We start from the raw sequence: 24,253 nt of genomic DNA on the forward strand, positions 1-24,253 counted from the left end.
AGACTCTCTGTAAACTGTATTCCCATGTACTCTTCTCTTCATTGCGTTTAATTATGCCAATTACTATGAGTGTATTATTTTTATGTTTATTTGTCAATATTGAAAGCTGAATTGTCTATATTTCCAACCACTCTTTCAACCTCTGCCTCGTCAATCCCTTTGCATCACCCATTACAATCAAAGAAATGTTTTGATTTCTGAATATAACATTTGATACTTCTCTCAAACGATAATAATCTATTTTTTTATTTTCCTTAATTTTTTCTTTGATTGTTAATAATTCTTTTTTCTTTATGAAATCATATCCCATCTGAAAGTTTAATTCATTGGAGTCTTCTAGCCAAAACCATAGGTTGTCCGTGAAAAAAGTCATATTCATATCTATATCCCTTTGCGATATATTTTCTCTTAGATTTTTTATAATCCACATAATTTTTTGCAAACCTGCTTGTAAGTTCTTTTTTTCGATAGAAAAAAAGATTGATAAAACTGCTGCATCATTATAAATTTCCACATACGAATATATATCATATACTAGCCCCATCTTTTCACGTATCTCTTTTTGCAATCGAGAGCCATCACCACCACCTATAATACTATTTAAAAACAGAAGTTCATTTTCTCTAATTAATTTTAAATTCACATCAAACGATAACTGAACATCTAATATATTCCACGAAGAATATTCTTTCACAACTATATTAGGTTCTCTTTGAAATTGTACCTCTAAAATATTTTTATCAATATAATTTTTTTCGTTATCATTAATTGGAATTCTTTCAAACTGCTTAGTAATTGATTCAATATCATCTTCTTCAACAGCTCCTGTAATAACAAAAACGATATTTTCCTTGCAAAATATATCCTTTTTATATTTTACTAATTCCTCTAAACTGATTTTTTTTATAACTCGTTCTTCTCCTAGTATTGATTGCGATAATGAATGTTCTTTCCAAATTGCTTTATCCGAAATCTGCTGTAGTTCCTCTTCATCCTCTTTTTCATATATTTCATTGAGAACAATCTTTTTTTCACTTTCCAGCTGCTCATCTGTCCAATTAAATGTAGTTAAGATTTTTTTAAAAAGCAACAAACTCTTTTTCAAATATTGGGGTCTGACTTTCATTCTGTAATTCATCATCTCTTTGTATGTTGTACCTTGCAAAGAGCTTCCCATACATTCTGTCTCTTGATATATCTCTTCTTGAGACATTTCACCAAGTTGTCTAAAATGTATATGTTCAAGCAAATGTGTAATTCCATTATTTCTTTTGGTTTCATATCTCGAACCTGCTTTCACATATAATCCAATTTCAACTGATTTTGCATATTGAATTGGATAAAATATAAATGTTAATCCATTTGACAATTTGCTTACTCGCATGTATCTTTTCTCCCTTACTAAACTAAGTTATATAAAACAGTATATATGTTTATTTTGGTAAATTCTGTTTTTTCATGCATCAATATTTCTTCTCCTCATATATGTCTAGAAATATATAATTATATTTTCTTTATTAGTTAGTCAGCTCATTTAAACTTTTAAATAAGTATTTTTCTTTATTGCCTTCACTCATTATTATATTTGTTCCTAATGTATTGTTAATTACAGACGTAGAAACATAATGTTTATATTTACTTCCGTCCTTTGTCGTTACAATAATATTAATATCTACACTTTTATCTTCTCTTTCAAAATACTTGTACTCAATATTTGTAGTCTTTTTTCCATATCTTTTTTTAATTTGTTTTTTTATTAAATTTTTTACATCATCAGCTTTAGAAATTTTGCTAAATTTTTCTTCCGATAATGTCTTAACATCATAGTCCTGACACATTTCTTTCTTGCCATTCCATTTAATATGATACTTTTGCTGAGACAAACTCATCCATTCATTAAATTCCGGCTGTAGCACAGAATATGAATAATCATATGCATATAATTCTTCGTTTTCTAAAAATAAATTTATCTTATTTTGTTCAAAAACCTTTACTGCCTTATTTTCTTTTACTTTATATATTTCTGTATACATACTGTCATTCTGCCTTAATTGTGCAACATTAAAAATAATATAGTTTTTATTTTTTATAAACAACTCAATTGTTGTATCTTCTGTTGCAACAAATTCATCCGACAGTTTTTGACTATTTTTTCCACTTAAAAACCATAATTCAAATTTATTTTCTTTTTTCTCCTCTTTATTAGCTAAAATAAAAGCTTCTTTTTCGCCGTCGTTATCATAATCCTCAACAATCATTTTATATATATCTTTATCAGTCAGTTTCTTAATCTCATCTTTATAATAATCTGTTGACGTTTTTATTTTTTCTTTTTTAGTTGTGATATTTTCTGATGTGTCGCAACCAACTAAGACTATTATTGATATAGTCATTATAGTTAATATTTTCTTCATATTAGTCTCCGTTTCTTTCTATAAACATATTAATTATGTATACATTATGCATTTTCAATTGTACTTCCATTTCTGCATGTAACCTTTGTAAACTGATTGTTTGCATCATATTCTTTCTGTACTGTCGATGTTTCACCTATCTAAAAAATCCTTAAGCATTAACCTTCCGATAAGTGAAATTCTATATGAAACACTTGGTCATGCTTAAGGATTATGTTTTAATATTATTCCCTATTTCCCAACGCTATAGCACACGAATATCACATTATAAAATTTGTATTTCTACTCATCACTATCCTCTTCCATCTCATCCATTTCTTCTATTTTTTTTATTGCATCATCAATTGTATAAATAACTGACCTTGCAGTTTCCTTTTCTTTATATTCTAATAATATACTAATTATCATATCTCTATTGCTCTCATTTGCAATATCTTTCAAACTGTTTACTACTGCGCATTTATTAGAATATTTTTTTGAATTTGTCATTGATAACAGTTTGCCAAAATATTCTTTTTGACCTAAGTTATATAAAACAGTATATATGTTTATTTTGGTAAATTCTGTTTTTTCATGCATCAACATTTCTTCCAAAAATTTTATTAATTCATTTTCTTTGTGAATCTTAACCGCTATATCTCCTAATGATATTATTGCGTATCCTCTTACATAACCGCTTGTATCTTTTTTTGCTATTTTTTTTAGTATATTGTAAGTTGTAACCGATTCACTTATGCCCAACGAATCACATGCTTCAGTTCTTACCAGCCATTCCTTATCATTAGTTAAGCGTAATAATATTTCTTCTCCTTTTTCATCACTTGAGTCGACTAAAATTCTTGCAACAAGAGCTCTAATAGTCAGTTCTTTATCATACGATAATTCCTTTAATATCCTATAATCATCTTCATCGAATTCCTCCTCATATGCTTTATCATCTAACCGTGCCAATACTTTTATTTTTTCTTTATATTTCATCCTTTATCCTCCTGTAAATGTATATATTTTCCAACAGGTTAATGTAATTTTATAGTTCTCTATCCCAAAACAAGTCGTTTTTTAAATCGTTTATTAACTCTTCTATCGAGCTAATTACAATTCTTTTATTCTCATTACTTCTACGTTCCTTTAATACCCTAAGTATTTCATCTTTATTATTTTCACTTGCAATATAATCCAGACTATTTATTACTGAAATCCTATTTATATAATTTTTTTCATTAATCATTTCCAATAAATTATATAAATAATTTTCTTTTCCAATAACGTATAACGATGTGTATATACATATTTTTATAAATGGCTTTTCCTTGTTTTTTATTTTTCCTTCTAAAAATTCTACAAGTTCATTTTCTTTATGTAACCTACGTGCAACATCTTCCAATGATCGTATTACATAGCCCCTTACATTATCTGCTTTATCTATTTGAGCAATTTTTTTTAATGTCTCATATTCCACTAAAGTTTTACCAATACATAATGAGTCACATGCTTCAGCTCTTACTGATGAATCATTATCACCAGTCAATCGTAACAATATTTTTACACCTTTATCAGTATCAGAATGAATTAACATCTCTGCAACTTTTTCTCTTATACCATTTTCTTCATCCCATGATAATTTATCTAATACTTGCAATTCATATTCATTAAAGTTTCTTTCCTCTATATTTTTTTCTATCTTCTCCAACAAATCATATTTTTCCTTGTTTTTTATGTATATATAATCTCCTACAATTATATCTGCATATTCTTTAGCCTGTCTCTCTTCTCCTATTTCTGTTAATTTCATTTGATTTATCCATTGAAAATAATGCGTCAATTCATGAGCCATAACATGACAATATGATATTAATACATTCCTCCTTCCTCTTTTTATTTTTTCTTTACAATAATCTCCTACTGAAATTCTTATAAATGGTTCTTCAAGTTTATCATAGGGACCCCAAAAAGTACCATCTACCAATTCACCATCTATAGCCTTGATTTTCATTTTAGATTTTACATATACATTTACTCTATACGGAAAGCTATATTCTTTCCTTAAGTGTTTTGCAAAATCCTTTAATGCTAATTTAACTTCTTCATCAACATTAACATCAAATCTCAATCTTAAACCATTGCGTATATTATTACCTTTATAAACTTTTTCCCAATTGTCGCAATTCCATATATTCATATTATTTTCTTCCTTTATATTTATTATGACCTCTACCTGGTGTATGTTTTTTTGGTTTAGCTGGCATATTATTCCTCTTATTGTTTTTAGGTTTGTAGTTTTCTTTTGTTCTATTCTTATTTTTATTTTCTCGCCCTTGCTTCTTTTGATTATTTCTACCATATGGATCTGTATTATATTCTTTTGTTTTATGTCTTTTTGCCGACACAACATCAATAGCTTCTTTTGTTACTACAATAGATACTACTGCACTTATAAAATAATATTCAACTAATGGAATCGCTACTACAAAATGTCCACTCGGATCTACATAATTAATAGGATTTCCTCCACAATACGCGTACAAATTCCATGTTTCATAACTATCTATTTCTCCCCTGTAACTGTCCTGCGTAATAAATGTAGCTGTATCAGGGTTATAATATCTTGAATTAAAATAATAAAGTCCTGTTAATTCATCATATACTCCTGATGTGTAGCATATTTCATTATAGAAATTTAAATTTCCGACCTTTGTTGTTTTTCCATAATCTCCATATTTGTAACTTGCTATCGCCTGTCCATTTTCATCTATTATATTGGATACACTTGTACGTATATCTTTGTTGTAAAAATATGAATGCTCATTTTCATTTTCACAACGTATTGTCGCAATAATATTATTCTGTGGTCCTATTATATTATGGCTCGTAATATTTTCGCTTTCATCTGTTGTGTATAACACAACTTCTCCCTGATAAAAATAGTTAGTTACTGCACCATTATCATTTTTGGAAATTCTTTTTCCGTCATAATCATATGTATTTTCCTGTGTATACTTTATTTTTCCACTTGTACTTCCATTTCTGCATGTAACCTTTGTTAACTGATTGTTTGCATCATATTCTTTCTGTACTGTCGATGTTTCACCTATCTAAAAAATCCTTAAGCATTAACCTTCCGATAAGTGAAATTCTATATGAAACACCTGGTTATGGTTATGCTTAAGGATTATGTTTTAATATTATTCCCTATTTCCCAACGCTATAGCACACGAATATCACATTATAAAATTTGTATTTCTACTCATCACTATCCTCTTCCATCTCATCCATTTCTTCTATTTCTTTAATTGCATCATTAATTGTATAAATAACCGACATTGCTGTTTCCTTTTTCTTATGCTCCAATAGCACATTAATTATCATATCTCTATTGCTCTCATTTGCAATATATTTCAAACAATTTACTACTGCACCTCTGTTTGTATATTTTTTCGAGTTTATCATTGATAACAGTTTGCCAAAATATTCTTTGCGACCTAAGTTATATAAAACAGTACATATATTTATTTTTGTAAATTGTACTTTTTCATGTTTCAATCTGTCTTCTAGATATTCTAGTAATTCATCTTCTTTATTAATCTTATCCGCTATATCTCCTAATGACAATATTGCATATCCTCTTACGTAACCACTCGTATCCTTTTTTGCTATTTTTTTTAGCAGATTGTAAGTTGTAACAGATTCGCTTATACATAATGAGTCGCAGGCATCCGCTCTTACCAGCCACTCCTTATCATTAGTTAGGCGTAACAATATTTCTTCTCCTTTTTCATTACTTGATTCAACTAAAATTTCCGCAACAAGATCTCTAATCATAACTTCTTTATCATAAGATAATTCATTTAATATTTTGTAATCATTTTCATCCAGTTCTTCCTCATATGATTTTTCCTCTATTTGTCTCAATATTTTTTCTTTTTCTCTAAATTTCATTTTTCTCCTCCTGTAAATGTGTATAAAAAACATATAATACTATTTTCAAATTCATATAAAACTGTAAATTGTTTCTTTCTAAATTTAATATACTTATAGCATTTTACATTTCCTTAAGCCATATTATTTATGTTTACTTTTTCCTTTGTTTTTGCTTTTGTTTTTACTTTTTTTCTTCCCTCTGGTTTTTTGCTTATTTATTTCTTGATATGCTTTCAAATGACTTCTTATCTTCTGTTTTTCCTTCTTAGTAGTTGTTGGATCTTTTAATCTTCCAAGAAGTTCTTCATTTGGAATACCAATTAAATCCGTCTCTTTCACGTTCTCGTTTCCTTTTGTTCTAACCGGATTTATATCCACCAAACTTTTCTTTGGTACTATTTCTGTTTTCACCTTTACTCTTACTTTTGTTTCAGAAATATTTCTTACCTTATATGCTTCATATGCCTTACCGCCCAAATATATTATACTTCCAGCCGTTATCGCCCCTGCTATTGTTAACGTTATCCATCCGGTTGGATTCCACACATTAGCAACTCCATAACCATAAAGCGGTACTGCTATTGCATTATGTCCGCTCGGGTCTACATAATTAATAGGATTTCCTCCACAATACGCGTACAAATTCCATGTTTCATAACTATCTATTTCTCCCCTGTAACTGTCCTGCGTAATAAATGTAGCTGTATCAGGGTTATAATATCTTGAATTAAAATAATAAAGTCCTGTTAATTCATCATATACTCCTGATGTGTAGCATATTTCATTATAGAAATTTAAATTTCCGACCTTTGTTGTTTTTCCATAATCTCCATATTTGTAACTTGCTATCGCTTGTCCGTTTTCATCTATTATATTGGATACACTTGTACGTATATCTTTGTTGTAAAAGTATGAATGCTCACCCTCATTTTCATAACGTATTGTCGCAATAATATTATTCTGAGGTCCTATAATATTATGACTTGTAACATTTCCACTTTCATCCGTTGTATATAATACAACCTCTCCCTGATAAAAATAATTAGTTACTGTTCCATTATCATTTTTTTCAATTCTTTTTCCGTCATAATTATATGCATTTTCCTGTGTATACCTTATTTCTCCATTTGTATTTCCATTTCTACATATAACCTTTGTCAACTGATTGTTTACATCATATTCTTTCTGTACTGTCTCAGTTACTGTCGATGTTTCACCTATCTAAAAAAATCCTTAAGCATTAACCTTTCCGATAAGTGAGATTCTATATGACACACCTGGTTATGCTTAAGGATTATGTTTTAATGTTATTCACAATACAATCTTTAGTATTTAATTTTCAATTATTTTACTTAATCATAAATATTTATATATTCTGTACTTGCCCATCCCCATGTTCCTGTTTTTGTTCTTTGCAAATAATACCATCTACCACTTGGACATTCCCTATTAGATTTAGTTAAATTAACTTTTACTTTTTCCTTATTATACATTCTTTCAAGTATTGTGTTGCTTGCTCCCGGTCCTGTTCTCAATGCTATTCCGTTTCCCACAACTACTCCACCAATATAACTTGCAGTTGAATATTGAATATCAATCATATTTATTTCTTGCTGCATATCAATTTGAATAGTAGCTTCAACTATTTCATCATTTATGCCAGTCTCATCAACGCAATTTGCCATAACATTATTTGTCATCATAACTGCAGCTCCACACCATATGCATAATGCCCATTTAATCATTTTTTTCTTCATTTTCTTACCTCTCCTTTTTCTTATATAATTGAAATTAATAATTTCAATTTATCTCTACACTTACCCTTTTCAAACCAATTTCCTTATACTGCTTTTCTCTTATTTTGCTCTTTGTCTTATATTGTTTTTCAGTATATATTGCAACATCAATTATTTTCTTTTCTTTACAATTGAATCTGATTTGCACCACTTCACCATTGCTCTTTTCAAAATAATAGCTCATTATGCCTGCCTGAACTTTTTTATTTTCAGTTAAAGTATATTCGTAATGATATTTCGAATCTACATCTGCAATTTTTGCTTCCTCAACAATATTTTTCTTAACTGATTTTGCGCATTCTTTAAATAAATTTTCATCCACTTTTTGATCAGTATTTTCGTTTTCATATGTATCATTATGGATGTATTCTAACTTTTTATTTTTCGCATCTATGTTAACTATTATGCTATTGTTCTTTTGAAAATGTATCTCATAACCGGAATCCTCATTTACATTTGCTTCCACATCATATTTGCTTGTATCAATATCGTAAATGTTTTTCGCATATTCAGCTGCCAATTCTATTACTTCTTCTTTAGTCATTTCATTTCTGTTAATTATTTTTTTATCATTTTCAGCTAACTGTTCATTAGATACATTTTCATCATAATTTTCCTGTGTTCCTCTATGCTCTTGTCTTAAACTGTAATCCTCCTTATATCCATAATCAATTATTTGTAAAATCTGTTCGTCTGTCATTTCTTCTTTAGGTATTACATAAGTTCTTGTTGTTGTTACAAATGTAATCTGTCCTTCTATTGCATCGCCTTCATTATCTACTACAGAAAGTTTACCTTCAGGAAATCTTCCTTCTTTTTCATATTGTTCTCTCAACACATCCATTCTTTCCCACTCAGAATCTGTAAGTTTTCTAGAATAAGAATCTTTTTCTGCATTTGATTTGTCCATATCAACAACTAATTGCTTTTTTTCTTTTTTTGACATATCATTCATTCGTTTTGAAATTACATTAATTGTCGCTCCTACTGCAATTGACATTATAAGCACTAATATTGCTGCAATAACAAATGTCAATCTGATTTTTAGTTTATGTTTTCCCTCAACCTGGTTTTCTGGTAATTCATCCAAAATTTTCTGTACTTTTTCTTCATAAGTTTTCGGCACCTCTATTCTTTCATTTTTAGCCATCTCAAATATTTTCTTATCAACTTTATTCATCTCTACCTCTTTGCACTTTCATCTCAGTAAAATCCTCTAAATACTTCTAAATAAAAATTTATCTTTATACTATAAAAGTAATCTAAGTTTTTCCCTTGCTCTACTCAATCTGGATTTTACTGTCCCTCCTGACACTTCTAAAATTTGCGATATTTCTTTTATCGTAAATCTTTCATAATAATACAAAATAACTACTTCTCTAAATTCAGCCGGAAGACTCATTACTAATTGTTTAAGCTCGAAATCAGTCATATAATACTCATTTTCAAATGCACTCTCTGTATCTGTTAAAATTTCTCTATTTCTTTTTGATAGCATTCTTTTAGCTTCATTTGACAAAATAGACATAATCCACTGCTTAAACTTTCTTCTATTTTTTAATTTATTCAGATTTTCGTATGCTTTCCTTATAGTTTCTGAAACAACATCCTCTGCATCTGTTTCATTTCTTACTATGCTTAAAGCAAACCTATACATCTGCCCTTCATATTTTTTATCGATCCGGCAAAATCATCTTTTGTCATTTTGTTACCTCTGTTTTTTCTTTTTTGAGACGTCTCTATATATTAGACACTTGAATCACCGAAATGGTTCCCGTAAATTTTTAGTTTTTTTTCACACTCTCCGCTACCTTAACCAATTCTTCTTTGGTAACTCCGATTCCATCTAATCCTATAAAATAATCATCCTCTTTCCATAACAACTTATTTGTATTTCCAATTTCCTCATACTCTTTTTCAACATACATAGCTTTCTTTCCATTGATGTCCAAATATTCTACTTTTGCGTTTTCCGTATCTATTGAATATGTTGTAGTATCAATATTCTGCCCAAGTGTAATACTATTGTCATTTCCGTCTGCATATTCTATGTATCTTGATAGCGTGCTACACGATAACGTTAATGCACTAAATCCTTCTGGCAAATATGTTACATTGTATTCTTCCGTCCATTCAATATCAAACTTGTCCTTATTTAACCATGAGTTATTTTCTTTATTAGCATCATTAGACTGAATCTGTGTAGCTATTTTTGACTCCTTAACAAGAAATCCTAAAGTTGCGCTTCTCATAGCCGGTACCGATACAACAGATACATTAAATACAATCATAACTGCTGCAACAACTACCGCTGCCTTGTAAAACAGGGGAATTCCGTTCCTTTTTTCTTTACTTTTATTGAATTGCACATTTTGATTATCAGTAAACAAATCATCAATAAACTTTGTATAATTTTCAGGTAGCGGCTCCCCACTCTGTTTATTTAACTGATTTGCTTCCTCAATGATTTTTTCACCTTTTTCTTCAACATACGTTGAAGATGCTTTTTTTAATAATTGTTCAAACTCTCTTTCATTTTTCATCTTCATTACTCTATCTCCATCTCTTTTTTAATAATCTTGAAAAGACGCTTTTTTGCTCTTCCCACATATACATGAACCTGTTCCTGCTTTATATGAAACATCTCACTTATTTCTTTTTCACTCATATTCCACAAGTACTTATACACAATCAACTCCGCATCCCTTTGTGACAATTTATCCATATATTTTTTCAAATTGTCCTGCAATTCTTTTCTTGCATAAATTATTTCCGGATATTTGCTTTCATCGTCATCAGGTATTTTTTCGATTTCATTATCTTCAAATCCCAAGTTTACATGTGCATTTTCGCGTTTTTGCTTTCTTGTATAATCAATTGAAATATTTCTGATTATACTGATGAGATAAAACGCAATCTGAGGTTCCTCAAGTTTTCGTATCTCTTCATAATTATTAAACACTTTTATAAATGCTTCGCTTACCATATCATCGGCTATGTGATAATCTCCCACTATCTCATGGGCCCTAGCCCTCATAATACGGTAATACTTTTCATACCAACCGGTTATCTCCCTTTTCTTTTTTTCATTGTTAATCTTCAATTGCGCAATTCCTTTTTCACTAGTAAAATTTCTCCCCTATATTATAAACGATATTTGAACACAAAACCGAACACATTTTAATGAAAAATTTTATAAATTTCACTAAAATATGTTCGGTTCTCATTTTTCTTTATTTATTACATCTAATCAACTTAGACCATTCTCCAAAGTTCTTTTTCCCATCAATTATCTTATAAGCCCTAACTTTTAAGTAATAAGTTTTATTGGCATTCACTTTTCTTATGACACCTTTATTTTTCTTTACATTAACTGTTTTCTTACTTTTCGTTAATTTTTTATTTTCTCCAACTTTTATCACATAGCCATCTGCATTTTTAACTTTTTTCCATGTAATATTTAATTTTTTATTTTTTAACGTAGCTTTAACATTTCTAGTTTTATTAATCTTTACACTTATAGGTTTAGTCAATTTTATCATTACAGATGAATCTGAAAATTCTACTGTAAAATAACTTTCTCCCTCTGGTAAAGTCTTAACATATTCTTCTTTTAATGCTATCTTCATAACATCCGATATAGTTGATACTGTATAATTAGATTCATCAACTTTTATTCCTTTGTATGTCAATTGATTAAATAAATCTGCATAAAATGTGTGTGAAAATGTATTTGATTCCAATAATGCTTCGGCATTTCCACTTCCGTTCCATTTTGAAAAAGAAAAGCTTGCATCCTTAAAGTCAATTTTATGTGTCACAACATAAAGTCTAATAGGAATAATCGCCTTAGCAAATACAGCTTTAAATGAGTACATTCCATCCTGCAAACTTTTTAGATAACTTTCATTTAAACTAATAACAACATTTCCATTCTGTTCTGCTACAGAAAAATGACTATTTGAAACTGTATTCTTATTACATTCCAAATATTCAAATTCATTATATTTAGCAACATCCGAACCTTTTGTCAAATAATCGTTGCCTATTGTTACAGTTGCATTTCCATTTCCGTTCCATGTTCCAAACATTAAATATCCATCTTGATATGTAACCTTTGTAGTATTTCCATATACATTAAGACACATCATTGTCAAAACAGATACCATTAATAATATTAAAGCCTTACCTCTTACCTTCTTTGACATAATTATTGTCTCCTCTCTCTATTATTATTTCACATTATTTAGTTACTCAAAAATATCATATAAATCTTTTATAGTTTTACTTATTCCTGGTTATGCTATATTTTATTTTATCATCATATTAATTTCATTAACCATTTCTCCAAGCCCATTGTTGTTTTGTTCTTTTGTTAGTTCTTTAATATAATTCTGTGGATTAATTGTTTTTCCATTATATGATACTTCACATATTTTGAAATTTCTCAAATCCATGCCAAGCATATATTTCTCATAATCCAATTCTTCTTTATCGCTATAGTAGTTTTTCTTTTCCAACTTATCATAAAATTCATCATGTACAAATTCGATGTTTTTTACTGTTGATGAAAGTTCTATCTTTTGCAACTCACTACAATTAATATTCCACACTTTTGTTCCCACTTCATACATTCCATAAAGAAATGCTGATGACTCTACTGTTTCACATCCCTGCTCAACTTTAACTTCTTTTCGTCTTGATGGAATTCTTATAAGCTTCTTTCCATCTTTTGAATAAATTACACCATTTATTGATTTGTAATTAGGGTCATTTTCCATTACTTCGAAATTGTTTGTCGGAATTGAAGTTATTACATCTATATTTAATGGAGTATTAAATTTTACTGTTTCGATTTTTCTATTATGCTCAATTCTTGTTAACGCTCTATCTGTATAATATTTTGCAACATCACTTCCTAAGCATTCAAAGTTTCCCGGCATAGTAACTTCAGTAAGATTTACACATCCCCTTACTATATTTGCCGCAATCTTTTCTACACTTGCCGGAATTACTATTTTTTCTATTCCGGTTGCTGCAAATGCATATTTCCCTATTTCTTTAACCGTACTTGGAATATTTATTTCTTTTAAATTTTCGCTTCCGCTGAATGCCGCTTGTGGAATCTGTTCAATTCCTTCTTCAATATTTACTTTGCTTAAACTATCAATTTCTGAAAAATTAGGAATTTTTCCCTGTCCCTTTATATTCATTACTCCATTTTTTAATGTAATCTTTCCGCCTTTAATTGGCATGTTTATGTATTTTGTTTTTGTAAAATTAATTGCATCTTCTTCTAACTCTACAACTGATTTAAATTTAACATTTTTAACTTCAGATTCATTAAATGCATGGCATCCGATTTTATTTAATGTCTTTGGAAATTCTATTTTTTTGATTCCTTTAACAAATCTAAATGCATCATCACAGACAGATTTTACACCTTCTTTGATAATTACTTTCTTTATCTTTCCACTATATTTTCCTGCATCAAATGTCATACTTTCCGGCATTTTTCCCTTACCATATATAGTGAGAACACCTTTTTTAAGTTTCCATTTAACTTTATTCTTTTTATTATTTTGCTTAATATTTTTTGTAGCATTAGCTCGTTTTGCAGCATATACATTTGTTGGTGCATTATAGGCACTCAAACATGATAGCATCATAGCTGCCACTAACATTATTGTGATAAATTTCGATATTCTTTTGCTCATAGAATTACCTCCCACAAGATTGTAATTTCATAATTAACAACTTTTTACTGATTTGACTTAATAGTGTTGTTTAATTCATCAGTCAAATCAAGCACACCATTATTTCTTGTTTTACCAAAAATCTGTTTAATAAACGTTTGTGGTTTTACCGTTCTTCCTTTATAAGTTATTTCCTGCAAATTAAAATCTCTCATACTTAAAGTTTCTATTGTTTCCAGATAATCTCCCATTTTGTTACACTGCTTTTTTTCTGTCCTATCATAATAATTATCTGTTTCAAGACAAATCTGCTTAACTGAATTTGCAAGTTCTATTTTTGTCAAATTACTACATCTTAAAAACCACTCATCGCCATCGCTTTCATACAATCCATAAAGAAACGCTGATGATGCTACATATTCACATCCATCTTCAACTTTTAGTTCTGTTCTCTTTGATGGCACTCTTACTAAATTTCTTCCGTCTTTTGAATATATTACTCCATTTATCACTTTATAATTCGGGTCATTTTTTACTACAACGAAATTATTTGTGTCAATACCTGATATAACATCTAAATTCAATGGTGTATTAAATTTTACAACATCCACATTTGTATCTCTCTTATCAATTACATTTCTCATTGGAGTTGATTCTTCACCATCCCTGGCTATAAACTCAAATTCACCCGGCATTGTTACTTTTGTTAATTTACTGCATTCGCTAAATATATTTGGTCCGATTCTTTTTACACCAGATGGTATATTAATTTCCTTCAATCCTGTTTTTGAAAATGCATTTGCATTTATTTCTTCAACTGTCTTTGAAATCTTTAATTTTTTCAAATTAGCACTTCCGGAAAATGCCCACATTGGCAAGATTGTTATTCCTTTTCCGATATTTATTTCTTTTACATATGCATTTCCCACTCTAACAGGTATTTCACCTTTACCGGTTATGTTCATCACACCATTTTTTAATGATATTTTTCCACCTTTAATAGGTATGTTTATGTATTTTGCATGATAAAGTTCTAATCCGTTTTCTTTAATTTTAACTTTTGACTTTAATTCAACCTTTTTTAGTTTATTATACTCAAATGCATTTTCCCCTATTTCTTTTAATGACTTTGGAAATTGCACTTCTTTTATGCTTTTTATAAAATAAAATGCATTATCACAAACAGACTCTACTCCCTCTTTAATAATAACCTTCTTTATTTTTCCCTTATACTTTTCATAATCAAAGGTCATATTATTTGGCATTTTTCCCTTCCCATATATTGTAAGTACACCTTTTTTAAGTTTCCACTTTACATTCTGCTTCGTATTTTTTGTTACAGTAACATGCTTAGCTGCGTATACGTTTGTTGTTATTCCGCACTCGCTCCAACAGGATAACACCATAACTGCCACCAACATGATTGTGATAAATTTATATATTCTTTTACTCATAGAACTACCTCCTGCTAATGCATTTATTTTAATGTTCTTACTTTAACAAACGTATTTGTCGTATATAATATTGCATTTTTTAACTATTATTAATTCCAATTATTATAAGTATTTATTTTACTTCTGATTATTTTATTATTTATACTATTACATCACCTCCAACTACTCTGCTTGTAAAATCCAATAATACACATTTAATATCCATCAGATTTACTTCTTATTATTTGTCATCGTCACATCGTCTATGCAGCATATATGCTACACCAATTTACTGTTAATTTTTTTGTTATCTTATTTATAGTTGGAATTAATAAAATTATTTAGTTACTTAAAAATATCATATAAATCTTTTATAGTTTTATTAGGATTTTTGTTAAGAATTGTGTTAGATATGTCTAATCCCCCATATAAAACTAGCCTCTACGTGTCTTTATTGAATATATACTAGTTATATACTCATTGTATAAGTTTAAAATCTATGCGTCAATACGTTTTTATTTTGTCACAATTTGTTTTTTACTATTAGCCAACACTAATCTGTCATTACTTTTATTTAACAATTATATTTATTTTTTATTCAAATCAAAATTAATCCCTTATATTATAAACGATATTAGAACACAAACCCGAACACATTTTAATGAAAAACTTTATGAATTTCACTAAAATATGTTCGGTTTGCATTTTTCTTTATTTATTCATGGTTATACAATACTTTTCTAATTCCTCACTACTTAAACTTACATTATTTTTAATCACATTTTGAGTTGAAAATTTAGCTATTTTTTCATCTGTTGGAAAATTTCTTATATAATCTTTTCCTTCTGATTTAAAAATACATTCATAATCATTTACCGGGTCATATGCATTTTCAACCAAATTGCTGTCCATTAAAAATAATATATATTTGTCACCAATTTTAGGATATTCTGAATCTGTTGTTTTCTTTTCTATTAATGTATTTTTTCTTTCTTCTACACTTAATTCTTTAAATTTTTTATCTCCTACATTTTCAACTAACTGTTCTACTGTCATATAACCTCCATACAGCAAAACCGTTATTTTATCATTCGTATTTACGCTTCCTTTAAACTTTTCATTGACTTTTAGTTCCATAACAGTATATGGCTCTCCATATAATACTGTAAAAAACGTATTTTCAACTTCCCCTTCAATGATATACTCAGAATTATTATATAATCCGTCTATCTCTTTACATGATTTTGCAAATGACATTGATGATTTAACAGAAGCCGCCTCTTCCTTCTGTTTTTCCGTAAATTTCATTTTTTTTATGTTTACAGTCTTATCAACTACATTTGTTTCATTCTCATTTGTAACCTCAGTCACTTCTTTTTTAGTATTTCGATATGTCAACTCATTTGTATTATTTTGACATCCACTTAGCATCAAAACTATTGATATTATTAAACACGTATAAATTAATTTACTATTCATTTTTCCACCTTCTTCGTCTTTTATTTGCGAAACATTCTACTTATATATATGATTTATATTATTGCAGTCAACTTTTGCCGGCTTATTTCTTTCAATCGCTGTATTTCCATTATCTGACAATATATATCTATCATCATAATTATACATAATAGAACTATTTTGTTTATTTGGCTGGTGGCTCAATCCCATTGCATGACCTATTTCATGCCCAACTAATCCTGTTCGTATTTTTATTTATTTAATTGGAATTAATAATCTGAATTCATCTCCACACTGACCCTTTTCAGTCCAAGTTCTTTATACTGTTTTTCTCTGGTTTTACTCATTGTCTTATATTGTTTTTCAGTATATATTGCAACATCAATTATTTTTTGTTCCTTGCAATTTACTCTTATCTGTACCACTTTGCCATTGCTCTTTTCAAAATAATAACTCATTATACCTGCCTGAACTTTTTCGTCTTCAGTCAAAGTGTATTCATAATGATATTTTGAATCCGTCTCTGCAAGGTTTGCTTTATTTATGATTATTTCTTTAACTGTATCTGCATAATTTGTAAATAAGTTTTCATCCGCCTTTTCGTTATTATTTTCGACTTCATATTCATCAATATGAATGTATTCTAATTGTTTATTTACTGCATCTATATTTACTATGATACTGTTGTCTTTTTGAAAATGTACTTCATAACTTGAATCGTAATTTGCATTTACATCCACATCATATTCGCTTACATCAATATCGTATATATTTTTTATATACTTAGCTGCCAATTCTTTTGCTGCTTCTTTGGACATTCCATTACTACTTTTAATTTTTTCTTCATTTTCAGCTACCTGTTCATCTGAAACAACTCCATCATAATTCTCTTCTGTTCCCCTGCGTTCCTGTCTTAAGCTATAATCTTCTTTGTATCCATAATCAATTATTTGTAAAATCTGTTCATCAGTCATTTCTTTTTCAGGTATTACATAAGTTCTTGTTGTTGTTACAAATGTTATCTGTCCTTCTTTAGCATCTTCTTCTTTATCTACTACAGCAACTTTGCCTTCCGGAAATCTTCCTTCATTCTCATACTGCTCTCTCAACTTATCCATTCTTTCACGTTCAGAATCTGTAAGTTTTCTTGAATACGAATCTTTATCTGCATTTGACTTATCCATATCCGTAATCATTTGCTGTTTTTCTTTGTTCGACATGTCATTCATACGTTTCGATATTGCGTTAATTGTTGCTCCTGCCGTAACTGACATTATAAGAACAAGCACTGCTGCCATTGCAAATGCCGGTCTGATTTTTAATTTACGTCTTTCCTCAACCTGGCTTTCCGGTAATTCATCTAAAATTTTTTGTACTCTATCTTCATAAGATTTTGGTGTATTTATTTCTTCTTTTTTCGCCATCTCAAATATTTTTTTATCCATCCTATTCATTTTAACCACCTTACACTTTCACTTCAGTAAAATCCACTTATAACACCTTACTATAAAATAGTATTTATAATAACAATTTCAGTTTTTCTCTCGCTCTACTCAATCTGGATTTTACTGTACCCACTGACACTTCTAAGATTTGCGCTATTTCTTTTACCGTAAATCTTTCATAATAATACAAAATGACAACTTCTCTAAATTCTGCCGGAAGACTATTTACTAAATGTTTAAGTTCCAAATCATTCATATAATAGTTATTTTCAAACGTATTACTATCATCTGTCAAAATTTCTTTATTTCTTTTTGACATCATTCTTTTGGCTTCATTTGCCAAAATAGACATAATCCACCGCTTAAACTTTCCTTTATTTTTTAATTTATTCAGATTTTCATATGCTTTCTTTATAGTTTCTGCAACCACATCTTCTGCATCTGTTTCATTCTTCACTATACTGAATGCAAATCTATACATCTGCCCTTTATACTTTTTTATTAAGCCTATAAATTCTTCCTTTGTCATTTTGCAACCTCTGTTTTTCTTTTTTTGAGACGTCTCTATATATTAGACACTTGAAACACCCAAATGGTTCCCGTAACTTTAAATTTTGGGTTAAATTTTAAATTTTATTTTTATTTCTAGTTTTTATTATTTTTGTTATTAAGTCAATTAAGTTTTTAGAAATAAAAAAAGCGAAGGCACATATGCTTTCGCATATATGCCTCCTAATAGTGATGTATATTATTATGAAATTCTAGCAATCCATCATTGTTTTTCCTTCGCCAACTAATCCGGCAAAGTCATCTACGAACGCGTCAATTGCTGATGTAATTGCTGCATTCTTAATTAATCCTTCAATAACTGCTGTTCCAACTGTTGCAGCACCGATTCCGTATTTTGTAAGTTCAAGAACCTGCTGTGAATTCTTAAAGCTTGCTGCTAATACTTCTGTGTTTAAACCATTGTTTTCAAAAATGTCATGGATATCCATAGCTGTCTTAATTCCATCATATCCCATGTTATCAATTCTGTTTACATAAGGTGCAGCGTATTTTGCTCCTGCCTTTGCAGCTAAAAATCCCTGCATTGGTGTGTAAATAGCTGTTGCTGTAATATTTACACCCTGTGCACTTAAAATCTTCATTGCCTTAAGTCCCTGTGGAGTTGTAGGAATCTTAACAAATGTATTTTCTCCAAGTCTTTCTCTAATTACTGCTGCTTCTTTAACCATGCCTTCAGCATCCTTAGAAACAACCTGAACATGAAGTTCACCGTCTTTTCCAACGATTTCTCTAAGTTCAGTTAATACTTCGTATGGATTTCTTCCACTCTTAGCTAAAATTGATGGGTTTGTTGTTACACCATCACATGGATATAAATCCCAAATCTCTCTTACTTTTTCAATGTCTGCATCGTCAATAATAAATTTCATCTTAATTTCCTCCTAGAATATTGGATTGTATAATTTAGGGTATTTGCTTTCGCAAATATCATAGTTGCCTTAGTTTTATTTAAATCTCCAGAATCAGATTTTTGATTCCATTATCAGTCGCTATCTTTCCAAATGCCCTCATCTCACTATCTTTATACATCGGCGGATTATCTTCATAGCAAAACTTCATGTCAACCATATCATATTTTGCTTCCGCTAATGGATTATAATTCAGTAATTCATAATGCACATCCGGATAAATACCACTAATAAACTTTGCAATTTGGGCAATATTTTCTTCATTAGTGGTAATTCCCGGAATTAATGGAGTTCTGATAACTACTTCATCTTTCAAATCGGAGGTAAGCAGAATTTCAAGATTTTTCTTAATCAATTCATTGCTTACTCCTGTATATTTTTTATGTTGCTCTTCATCTATAATTTTGCAATCTGCAAATACATGATCTAAATACTTTATTGCTTCTCTTACAACTTCTGACTTAACATTTAATGCTGTCTCAATTGATGTTGCAATTTTCTTTTCCTTTAACCCTTTAAGTATTCCTATTGCAAATTCATGCTGGAACAGTGGCTCTCCGCCTGACAGCGTAACTCCACCTCCGTATTTGAAAAAAGGTTCATCTTTACTTGCTTCCTCAATTGCCTCTTCAACTGTCATCTCTCTCGAGTCCATTGTTAATGCAACTGCCGGGCATGCATCTATGATTTCTTCCCAATTTTCATCTTTAGAAATATCCAATTTAATATTTCCGTCATGTTCGTATACACCACCATTCTTTGCTGTGTGTACACATGTGTTGCAATGAATACATTTATTAGGGAAATACAATGGTCTTTGCTTTATTGAAATTCCCTCAGGATTCTGACACCATACGCATTTTAAAGTACATCCTTTTAAAAATATGGTTGTTCGAATTCCTTTTCCATCGTGTGTCGAGAATCTTTTAAAATCAAATACATATCCTTTCATAGATTCCACCTTTTTTCATTTGTCCTAAGAATACATGATGCATTTTTAGGATATCAAATTATATTCTAACAGGCAGTCTAACCTGTCTGCTTTACGTTTTCCTGCTATTTATATTTTACCTTTTTATTGTTTATTTTTAAACATCTATTTTAAATATCATTGTAACTTGTTCTTGCAATTATTTCATTCTGAAGTTCATCAGCTAATTCTACAAAATATGCTGTATAACCTGCTACACGAACTGTTAATCCTCTGTATGCTTCAGGATTTTTCTGAGCTGCCTGTAAGTCTTCTTTTCTAACTACGTTAAACTGAATATGTGGTATTTCCAAATCAACAAATGTACGAAGCATTTTTGCAAATTTGTCTATTCCATTCTCTGTCTTAAAGAATTCAGGAAGGAATTTCATATTTAATAATCCACCATTTGTTGTCCAGCTCTTATCTAATCTTGAAACTGATTTCAATACTGCTGTAGGTCCGTTTGTATCACGTCCGTATACAGGTGACATTCCTCCATCTGCTAAAGGTGTTCCTGCATATCTTCCATCAGGTGATGCACCTACATTTTCTCCCATTGGTACATGAGCTGAAACTGTATACATACCTGTGTGATATAAACCACCACGGTAGTTTTTGTAATTTTTTAATCTTTCTCTAAAGTATCCTGCCCATTTAGCACCTAATTCATCTACCCACTCAACATCGTTTCCGTATTTAGGAACTTTGTTGAGTAACATTGTTCTTAAAATTTCATCTTCTTCAAAGTTCGTTTCAAGTGCTTTAAGTAATCTTTCTTTTGATACTTTCTTTTCATCAAATACTAACTGTTTTACCGCTGCCAAACTGTCAGCTAAGTTAGCAACCTGAATCATCTGAATTCCGGAAAGGTTGTAATGAGCGCCACCTCTCGTTACATCCATTCCTTTATCCATACAGTCATTAATTACTGCTGAAAGGAAAGGTGTTGGAAGTAAATCCATATGAGCTTTTTCAACCTGTTCGCATGCAAGAATCATCTTGTCCATATAGTAATCTACATGTGCCTTGAATGCATTTTCCAAATCTTCAAATGTTTCATATTCTGTAAGTTTTCCTCTATCAGGTGCAATCTGTTTTCCTGTGAGTAAATCAACTCCGCCTGTTAAAGTTACTTCAAGAACTTTATTTAAGTTAAACATTGCTGCATCTGACCATCCAAGGTTGTCTCCCTGTGTTGTAAGTTCAACGCATCCTACAATTGCATAGTTTCTTGCATCCTTAGGATCAACCTTTAAATCTTCAATCATTGCCGGAACAACTGCTTTGTCATTAAAGAACTGTGGCATACCACTTCCAAGTGATACAACTTTGATTGCTGCCTTTAATAATTTATCGCTAGTCTTTTCACATAGTCTTACTGAAAGGTTTGGCTGCGGAAGACCGATGTGTTCCTGTGCTTTTAAATAAATATATGAAAGTTCATTTTCAAATGGTTCTCCATTTTCATCCTGTCCACCAACTGCAATATTAAATCCAATTGGGAAACCTGCAAAGAACTTAGCACTGTTTGAATTTCTCATATATACTATTTCATTAAATTTTAACCACAAACATTCTGTAATTTCCAATGCATCCTGCTCTGTCATTACGCCGTTATCAATGTCCTTTTTGAAATATGGATACATAAATGTGTCCATTCTTCCCGGTGAAAATGATGATGCATTTGATTCCATCTGAAGAATTACAAACAAAAACCAGATTGCCTGATTTGCTTCATGGAAATTCTGTGCCGGTCTCTCTGCAATATTCTTGCAGTTTTCTGCAACCTTTTTCATATTGTCAGCATACTCAGGATATTTTTCTGCATTTTCAAGACATAAATCGTGATATCTCATTATGAAATTAATAACACCTTCCATAACTGTGCTTACACTCTTGTAAAATAATTTCTTTTCTTCATCTGTTTCTTTATTGTAATGTTCATCAGCTTCTGCCTTTAATCCAGCAGGTCCTTTTTCAAGCCATCCCTTGCAGTCAGGATTGATATGTCCCTGTGCATGATCTTTTTGATTTATTTTTACAATCTTAGCAATTTCTTCTATTTCTTTTCCATATCTTGCTCTCAAAACATCTTCAAGTGACTTTCCCTGCCAATATGGATAAATAACTTCTCTAAAATATGCGATGTCTTCTTCATGTACATTAAATTTGTCTTGTGGACGTGTAGGCAATGTTTCAAATTCTTTGTTTACCCATGTACTTCCGCTTTCCGGGAAAACTACTCCGTAACGAACTCCTGCTGTTCTGTTACCTACAATCATTTCTTCAGGTTCAACACTAATATTGATTTTCTCTAAACAATTCTTTAAAGAATAAGCTCTCTGCATGATTCTTGGTTCATCCTCATGCTGCTTATATGTGTCAGTAATTATCTTAGCCTGCTCAATTGACGCATATCTCTTTTCAGAAAGCATCTTATCTTTTAAAACTGAAATTCTTTCTTTCATAACCAACTCGCTCATAATTACTCCTTTCAAATATATGTTTTTCATTTATTGTTTTTTCCCAGTTATTATTGTTTTACATATTCTGCATCTTTCCCAGGATTATTCTTTATTTACTGTAATTTTATTCTATAATAACCCTTCTCGTATGTCAATGTATTTATTATTGTTTGTTATTACTTTTTATTGTTTGTTATTGTTTTTTAATTCCTAATTTGCACTATCGATGATGAAATTTCTTCTGTACAAACTGCGATTTTATTATGAAACGTTTTTACATATTTTTTAATATAAAAAAACAGATAAAATCCATTATGATACTAAATTTTAACTAAAACATATTTTTATTAATACGTCTAAAAATTTTTATCAATTATAGATTTTATCTGTTTCAATTTTTTGTTTATGCAAACCACTGTATTCCATATCTCTCTATATTTTCTTTTATTTCTTTTTCAGGTTTGCTGTCTAAAATGAATCCTTCAAATTCACCAACTGTTGAATATCTGTAATTTCCATCTATGGAAAATTTTCTGTTCTCAAGCATCACATAACTTTTGTTACTTGCTTCCATGATTGCTTTTTTTGTCATTGCATCATCAACAGCATATGTATAAACACAATCTTTTTCCAAATCTACTCCTGCTGAACCCATAAACGCTTTATCAAATCTGAATTCTTTAATTTGATTATTTGTCAGTGTTCCAACAAAACCATCTCTACCTCTGCTTAATGTTCCTCCCAAAAATACAAGTTTAGTATCAACCGGAGATGTGAATGTAAGCATTACATCAATCATATTTGTAACTATTGTTATCTTAAGATTGGCCTGAACTATTAACTTAACTAATTCAATATTGGCTGTAGATATATCAAGAAATATTACATCTCCTTCTTCAATCAAACTTAATGCTTTTTCGGCAATTCTATTTTTTTCTTTTGTAAATTTTCCAATACGTTGCGAAACATACAAATCATGAATGTTGGTTCTTACCTTAACAGCACCACCATAAGTCTTTTTGAGAAGTCCTTTTCGCTCTAATATTGTCAAATCTTTTCTTATACTATCTTGTGTTACATCAAACTTTTTACTTAAGTCTTTTACTAACACTGAGCCTTCTCTATTTAAAATTTCAACAATCTTTTCATGTCTTTCGGATGCTAACATATGTACCTC

23 protein-coding genes are annotated in these 24,253 nt (G+C 29.9%); all 23 read right to left on the reverse strand.

The genetic code is table 11. The features are described from left to right. Positions 1-115 precede the first annotated feature (115 nt). Entirely contained in the window at positions 116-1,384 is a 1,269-nt protein-coding gene (locus N5B56_RS12365; RefSeq protein WP_260979096.1) for a M16 family metallopeptidase, read from the reverse strand. Positions 1,385-1,517: 133 nt separating this feature from the next. After that, a complete protein-coding gene (locus N5B56_RS12370) occupies positions 1,518-2,414 on the reverse strand; it encodes a hypothetical protein (protein ID WP_260979097.1) in 897 nt (298 codons plus the stop codon). 282 nt (positions 2,415-2,696) lie between these two features. Continuing rightward, positions 2,697-3,392, reverse strand: coding sequence for a HEAT repeat domain-containing protein (locus N5B56_RS12375; RefSeq protein ID WP_260979098.1), 696 nt, complete (start codon positions 3,390-3,392; stop codon positions 2,697-2,699). A gap of 49 nt (positions 3,393-3,441) precedes the next feature. Further along, entirely contained in the window at positions 3,442-4,593 is a 1,152-nt protein-coding gene (locus tag N5B56_RS12380) for a HEAT repeat domain-containing protein (RefSeq protein ID WP_260979099.1), read from the reverse strand. 1 nt (position 4,594) lies between these two features. Beyond that, entirely contained in the window at positions 4,595-5,506 is a 912-nt protein-coding gene (locus N5B56_RS12385; RefSeq protein WP_487318534.1) for an RHS repeat domain-containing protein, read from the reverse strand. Between the two features lie 148 nt (positions 5,507-5,654). After that, complete coding sequence (locus tag N5B56_RS12390; protein WP_260979101.1) at positions 5,655-6,350, reverse strand: HEAT repeat domain-containing protein; 696 nt, start codon at positions 6,348-6,350, stop codon at positions 5,655-5,657. Between the two features lie 123 nt (positions 6,351-6,473). Next, positions 6,474-7,553 (reverse strand): RHS repeat-associated core domain-containing protein, encoded by a 1,080-nt coding sequence (locus tag N5B56_RS12395; RefSeq protein WP_487318535.1) that lies wholly within the window; start codon positions 7,551-7,553, stop codon positions 6,474-6,476. 131 nt (positions 7,554-7,684) lie between these two features. After that, positions 7,685-8,089: an SH3 domain-containing protein gene (locus tag N5B56_RS12400; protein WP_260979103.1), complete on the reverse strand. Its 405-nt coding sequence runs from the start codon at positions 8,087-8,089 to the stop codon at positions 7,685-7,687. Between the two features lie 43 nt (positions 8,090-8,132). Further along, positions 8,133-9,308 (reverse strand): hypothetical protein, encoded by a 1,176-nt coding sequence (locus tag N5B56_RS12405; protein WP_260979104.1) that lies wholly within the window; start codon positions 9,306-9,308, stop codon positions 8,133-8,135. A gap of 69 nt (positions 9,309-9,377) precedes the next feature. Then, positions 9,378-9,809 carry an RNA polymerase sigma factor gene (locus N5B56_RS12410; RefSeq protein ID WP_260979123.1) on the reverse strand — a complete coding sequence of 144 codons (432 nt, stop codon included), beginning with the start codon at positions 9,807-9,809 and terminating at the stop codon, positions 9,378-9,380. A 103-nt stretch (positions 9,810-9,912) separates the two neighbouring features. Beyond that, entirely contained in the window at positions 9,913-10,677 is a 765-nt protein-coding gene (locus N5B56_RS12415) for a DUF4367 domain-containing protein (RefSeq protein ID WP_260979105.1), read from the reverse strand. Next, complete coding sequence (locus N5B56_RS12420; protein ID WP_260979106.1) at positions 10,677-11,231, reverse strand: RNA polymerase sigma factor; 555 nt, start codon at positions 11,229-11,231, stop codon at positions 10,677-10,679. The genes N5B56_RS12415 and N5B56_RS12420 overlap by 1 nt, the downstream gene beginning before the upstream one ends. A gap of 130 nt (positions 11,232-11,361) precedes the next feature. Next, a complete protein-coding gene (locus N5B56_RS12425; protein ID WP_260979107.1) occupies positions 11,362-12,336 on the reverse strand; it encodes a hypothetical protein in 975 nt (324 codons plus the stop codon). A 102-nt stretch (positions 12,337-12,438) separates the two neighbouring features. Then, complete coding sequence (locus tag N5B56_RS12430; protein WP_260979108.1) at positions 12,439-13,845, reverse strand: leucine-rich repeat domain-containing protein; 1,407 nt, start codon at positions 13,843-13,845, stop codon at positions 12,439-12,441. 44 nt (positions 13,846-13,889) lie between these two features. After that, positions 13,890-15,278, reverse strand: a complete 1,389-nt coding sequence (locus N5B56_RS12435) for a leucine-rich repeat domain-containing protein (protein WP_260979109.1) — start codon at positions 15,276-15,278, stop codon at positions 13,890-13,892. 690 nt (positions 15,279-15,968) lie between these two features. Then, positions 15,969-16,736, reverse strand: coding sequence for a hypothetical protein (locus tag N5B56_RS12440; protein WP_260979110.1), 768 nt, complete (start codon positions 16,734-16,736; stop codon positions 15,969-15,971). A 36-nt stretch (positions 16,737-16,772) separates the two neighbouring features. Beyond that, entirely contained in the window at positions 16,773-16,970 is a 198-nt protein-coding gene (locus tag N5B56_RS12445) for a matrixin family metalloprotease (RefSeq protein WP_346432209.1), read from the reverse strand. A gap of 14 nt (positions 16,971-16,984) precedes the next feature. Beyond that, positions 16,985-18,169 (reverse strand): hypothetical protein, encoded by a 1,185-nt coding sequence (locus N5B56_RS12450; RefSeq protein ID WP_260979112.1) that lies wholly within the window; start codon positions 18,167-18,169, stop codon positions 16,985-16,987. A gap of 64 nt (positions 18,170-18,233) precedes the next feature. After that, positions 18,234-18,689, reverse strand: coding sequence for an RNA polymerase sigma factor (locus N5B56_RS12455; protein ID WP_260979113.1), 456 nt, complete (start codon positions 18,687-18,689; stop codon positions 18,234-18,236). A 232-nt stretch (positions 18,690-18,921) separates the two neighbouring features. Further along, the gene (locus tag N5B56_RS12460; RefSeq protein WP_022089167.1) at positions 18,922-19,599 is read right to left on the reverse strand and encodes a transaldolase family protein; all 678 of its coding nucleotides are present in this window, start codon (positions 19,597-19,599) and stop codon (positions 18,922-18,924) included. Positions 19,600-19,678: 79 nt separating this feature from the next. Further along, positions 19,679-20,590, reverse strand: coding sequence for a glycyl-radical enzyme activating protein (locus tag N5B56_RS12465; protein WP_260979114.1), 912 nt, complete (start codon positions 20,588-20,590; stop codon positions 19,679-19,681). Between the two features lie 149 nt (positions 20,591-20,739). After that, entirely contained in the window at positions 20,740-23,094 is a 2,355-nt protein-coding gene (locus N5B56_RS12470; protein WP_260979115.1) for a glycyl radical protein, read from the reverse strand. Between the two features lie 385 nt (positions 23,095-23,479). Continuing rightward, positions 23,480-24,244: a DeoR/GlpR family DNA-binding transcription regulator gene (locus N5B56_RS12475; RefSeq protein ID WP_117910703.1), complete on the reverse strand. Its 765-nt coding sequence runs from the start codon at positions 24,242-24,244 to the stop codon at positions 23,480-23,482. Positions 24,245-24,253 lie beyond the last annotated feature (9 nt).

Source organism: Eubacterium album (genome assembly GCF_025336545.1).
Taxonomy (GTDB): Bacteria; Bacillota; Clostridia; order Lachnospirales; family Lachnospiraceae; genus Eubacterium_U; species Eubacterium_U album.

Coding starts and splice junctions, on each gene's coding strand:
- N5B56_RS12365 (WP_260979096.1), bottom strand. CDS start 1,384: ATGCGAGTAAGCAAATTGTCAAATGGATTAACATTTATATTTTATCCA.
- N5B56_RS12370 (WP_260979097.1), bottom strand. CDS start 2,414: ATGAAGAAAATATTAACTATAATGACTATATCAATAATAGTCTTAGTT.
- N5B56_RS12375 (WP_260979098.1), bottom strand. CDS start 3,392: ATGAAATATAAAGAAAAAATAAAAGTATTGGCACGGTTAGATGATAAA.
- N5B56_RS12380 (WP_260979099.1), bottom strand. CDS start 4,593: ATGAATATATGGAATTGCGACAATTGGGAAAAAGTTTATAAAGGTAAT.
- N5B56_RS12390 (WP_260979101.1), bottom strand. CDS start 6,350: ATGAAATTTAGAGAAAAAGAAAAAATATTGAGACAAATAGAGGAAAAA.
- N5B56_RS12400 (WP_260979103.1), bottom strand. CDS start 8,089: ATGAAGAAAAAAATGATTAAATGGGCATTATGCATATGGTGTGGAGCT.
- N5B56_RS12405 (WP_260979104.1), bottom strand. CDS start 9,308: ATGAATAAAGTTGATAAGAAAATATTTGAGATGGCTAAAAATGAAAGA.
- N5B56_RS12415 (WP_260979105.1), bottom strand. CDS start 10,677: ATGAAGATGAAAAATGAAAGAGAGTTTGAACAATTATTAAAAAAAGCA.
- N5B56_RS12425 (WP_260979107.1), bottom strand. CDS start 12,336: ATGTCAAAGAAGGTAAGAGGTAAGGCTTTAATATTATTAATGGTATCT.
- N5B56_RS12430 (WP_260979108.1), bottom strand. CDS start 13,845: ATGAGCAAAAGAATATCGAAATTTATCACAATAATGTTAGTGGCAGCT.
- N5B56_RS12435 (WP_260979109.1), bottom strand. CDS start 15,278: ATGAGTAAAAGAATATATAAATTTATCACAATCATGTTGGTGGCAGTT.
- N5B56_RS12440 (WP_260979110.1), bottom strand. CDS start 16,736: ATGAATAGTAAATTAATTTATACGTGTTTAATAATATCAATAGTTTTG.
- N5B56_RS12450 (WP_260979112.1), bottom strand. CDS start 18,169: ATGAATAGGATGGATAAAAAAATATTTGAGATGGCGAAAAAAGAAGAA.
- N5B56_RS12455 (WP_260979113.1), bottom strand. CDS start 18,689: ATGACAAAGGAAGAATTTATAGGCTTAATAAAAAAGTATAAAGGGCAG.
- N5B56_RS12460 (WP_022089167.1), bottom strand. CDS start 19,599: ATGAAATTTATTATTGACGATGCAGACATTGAAAAAGTAAGAGAGATT.
- N5B56_RS12465 (WP_260979114.1), bottom strand. CDS start 20,590: ATGAAAGGATATGTATTTGATTTTAAAAGATTCTCGACACACGATGGA.
- N5B56_RS12470 (WP_260979115.1), bottom strand. CDS start 23,094: ATGAGCGAGTTGGTTATGAAAGAAAGAATTTCAGTTTTAAAAGATAAG.
- N5B56_RS12475 (WP_117910703.1), bottom strand. CDS start 24,244: ATGTTAGCATCCGAAAGACATGAAAAGATTGTTGAAATTTTAAATAGA.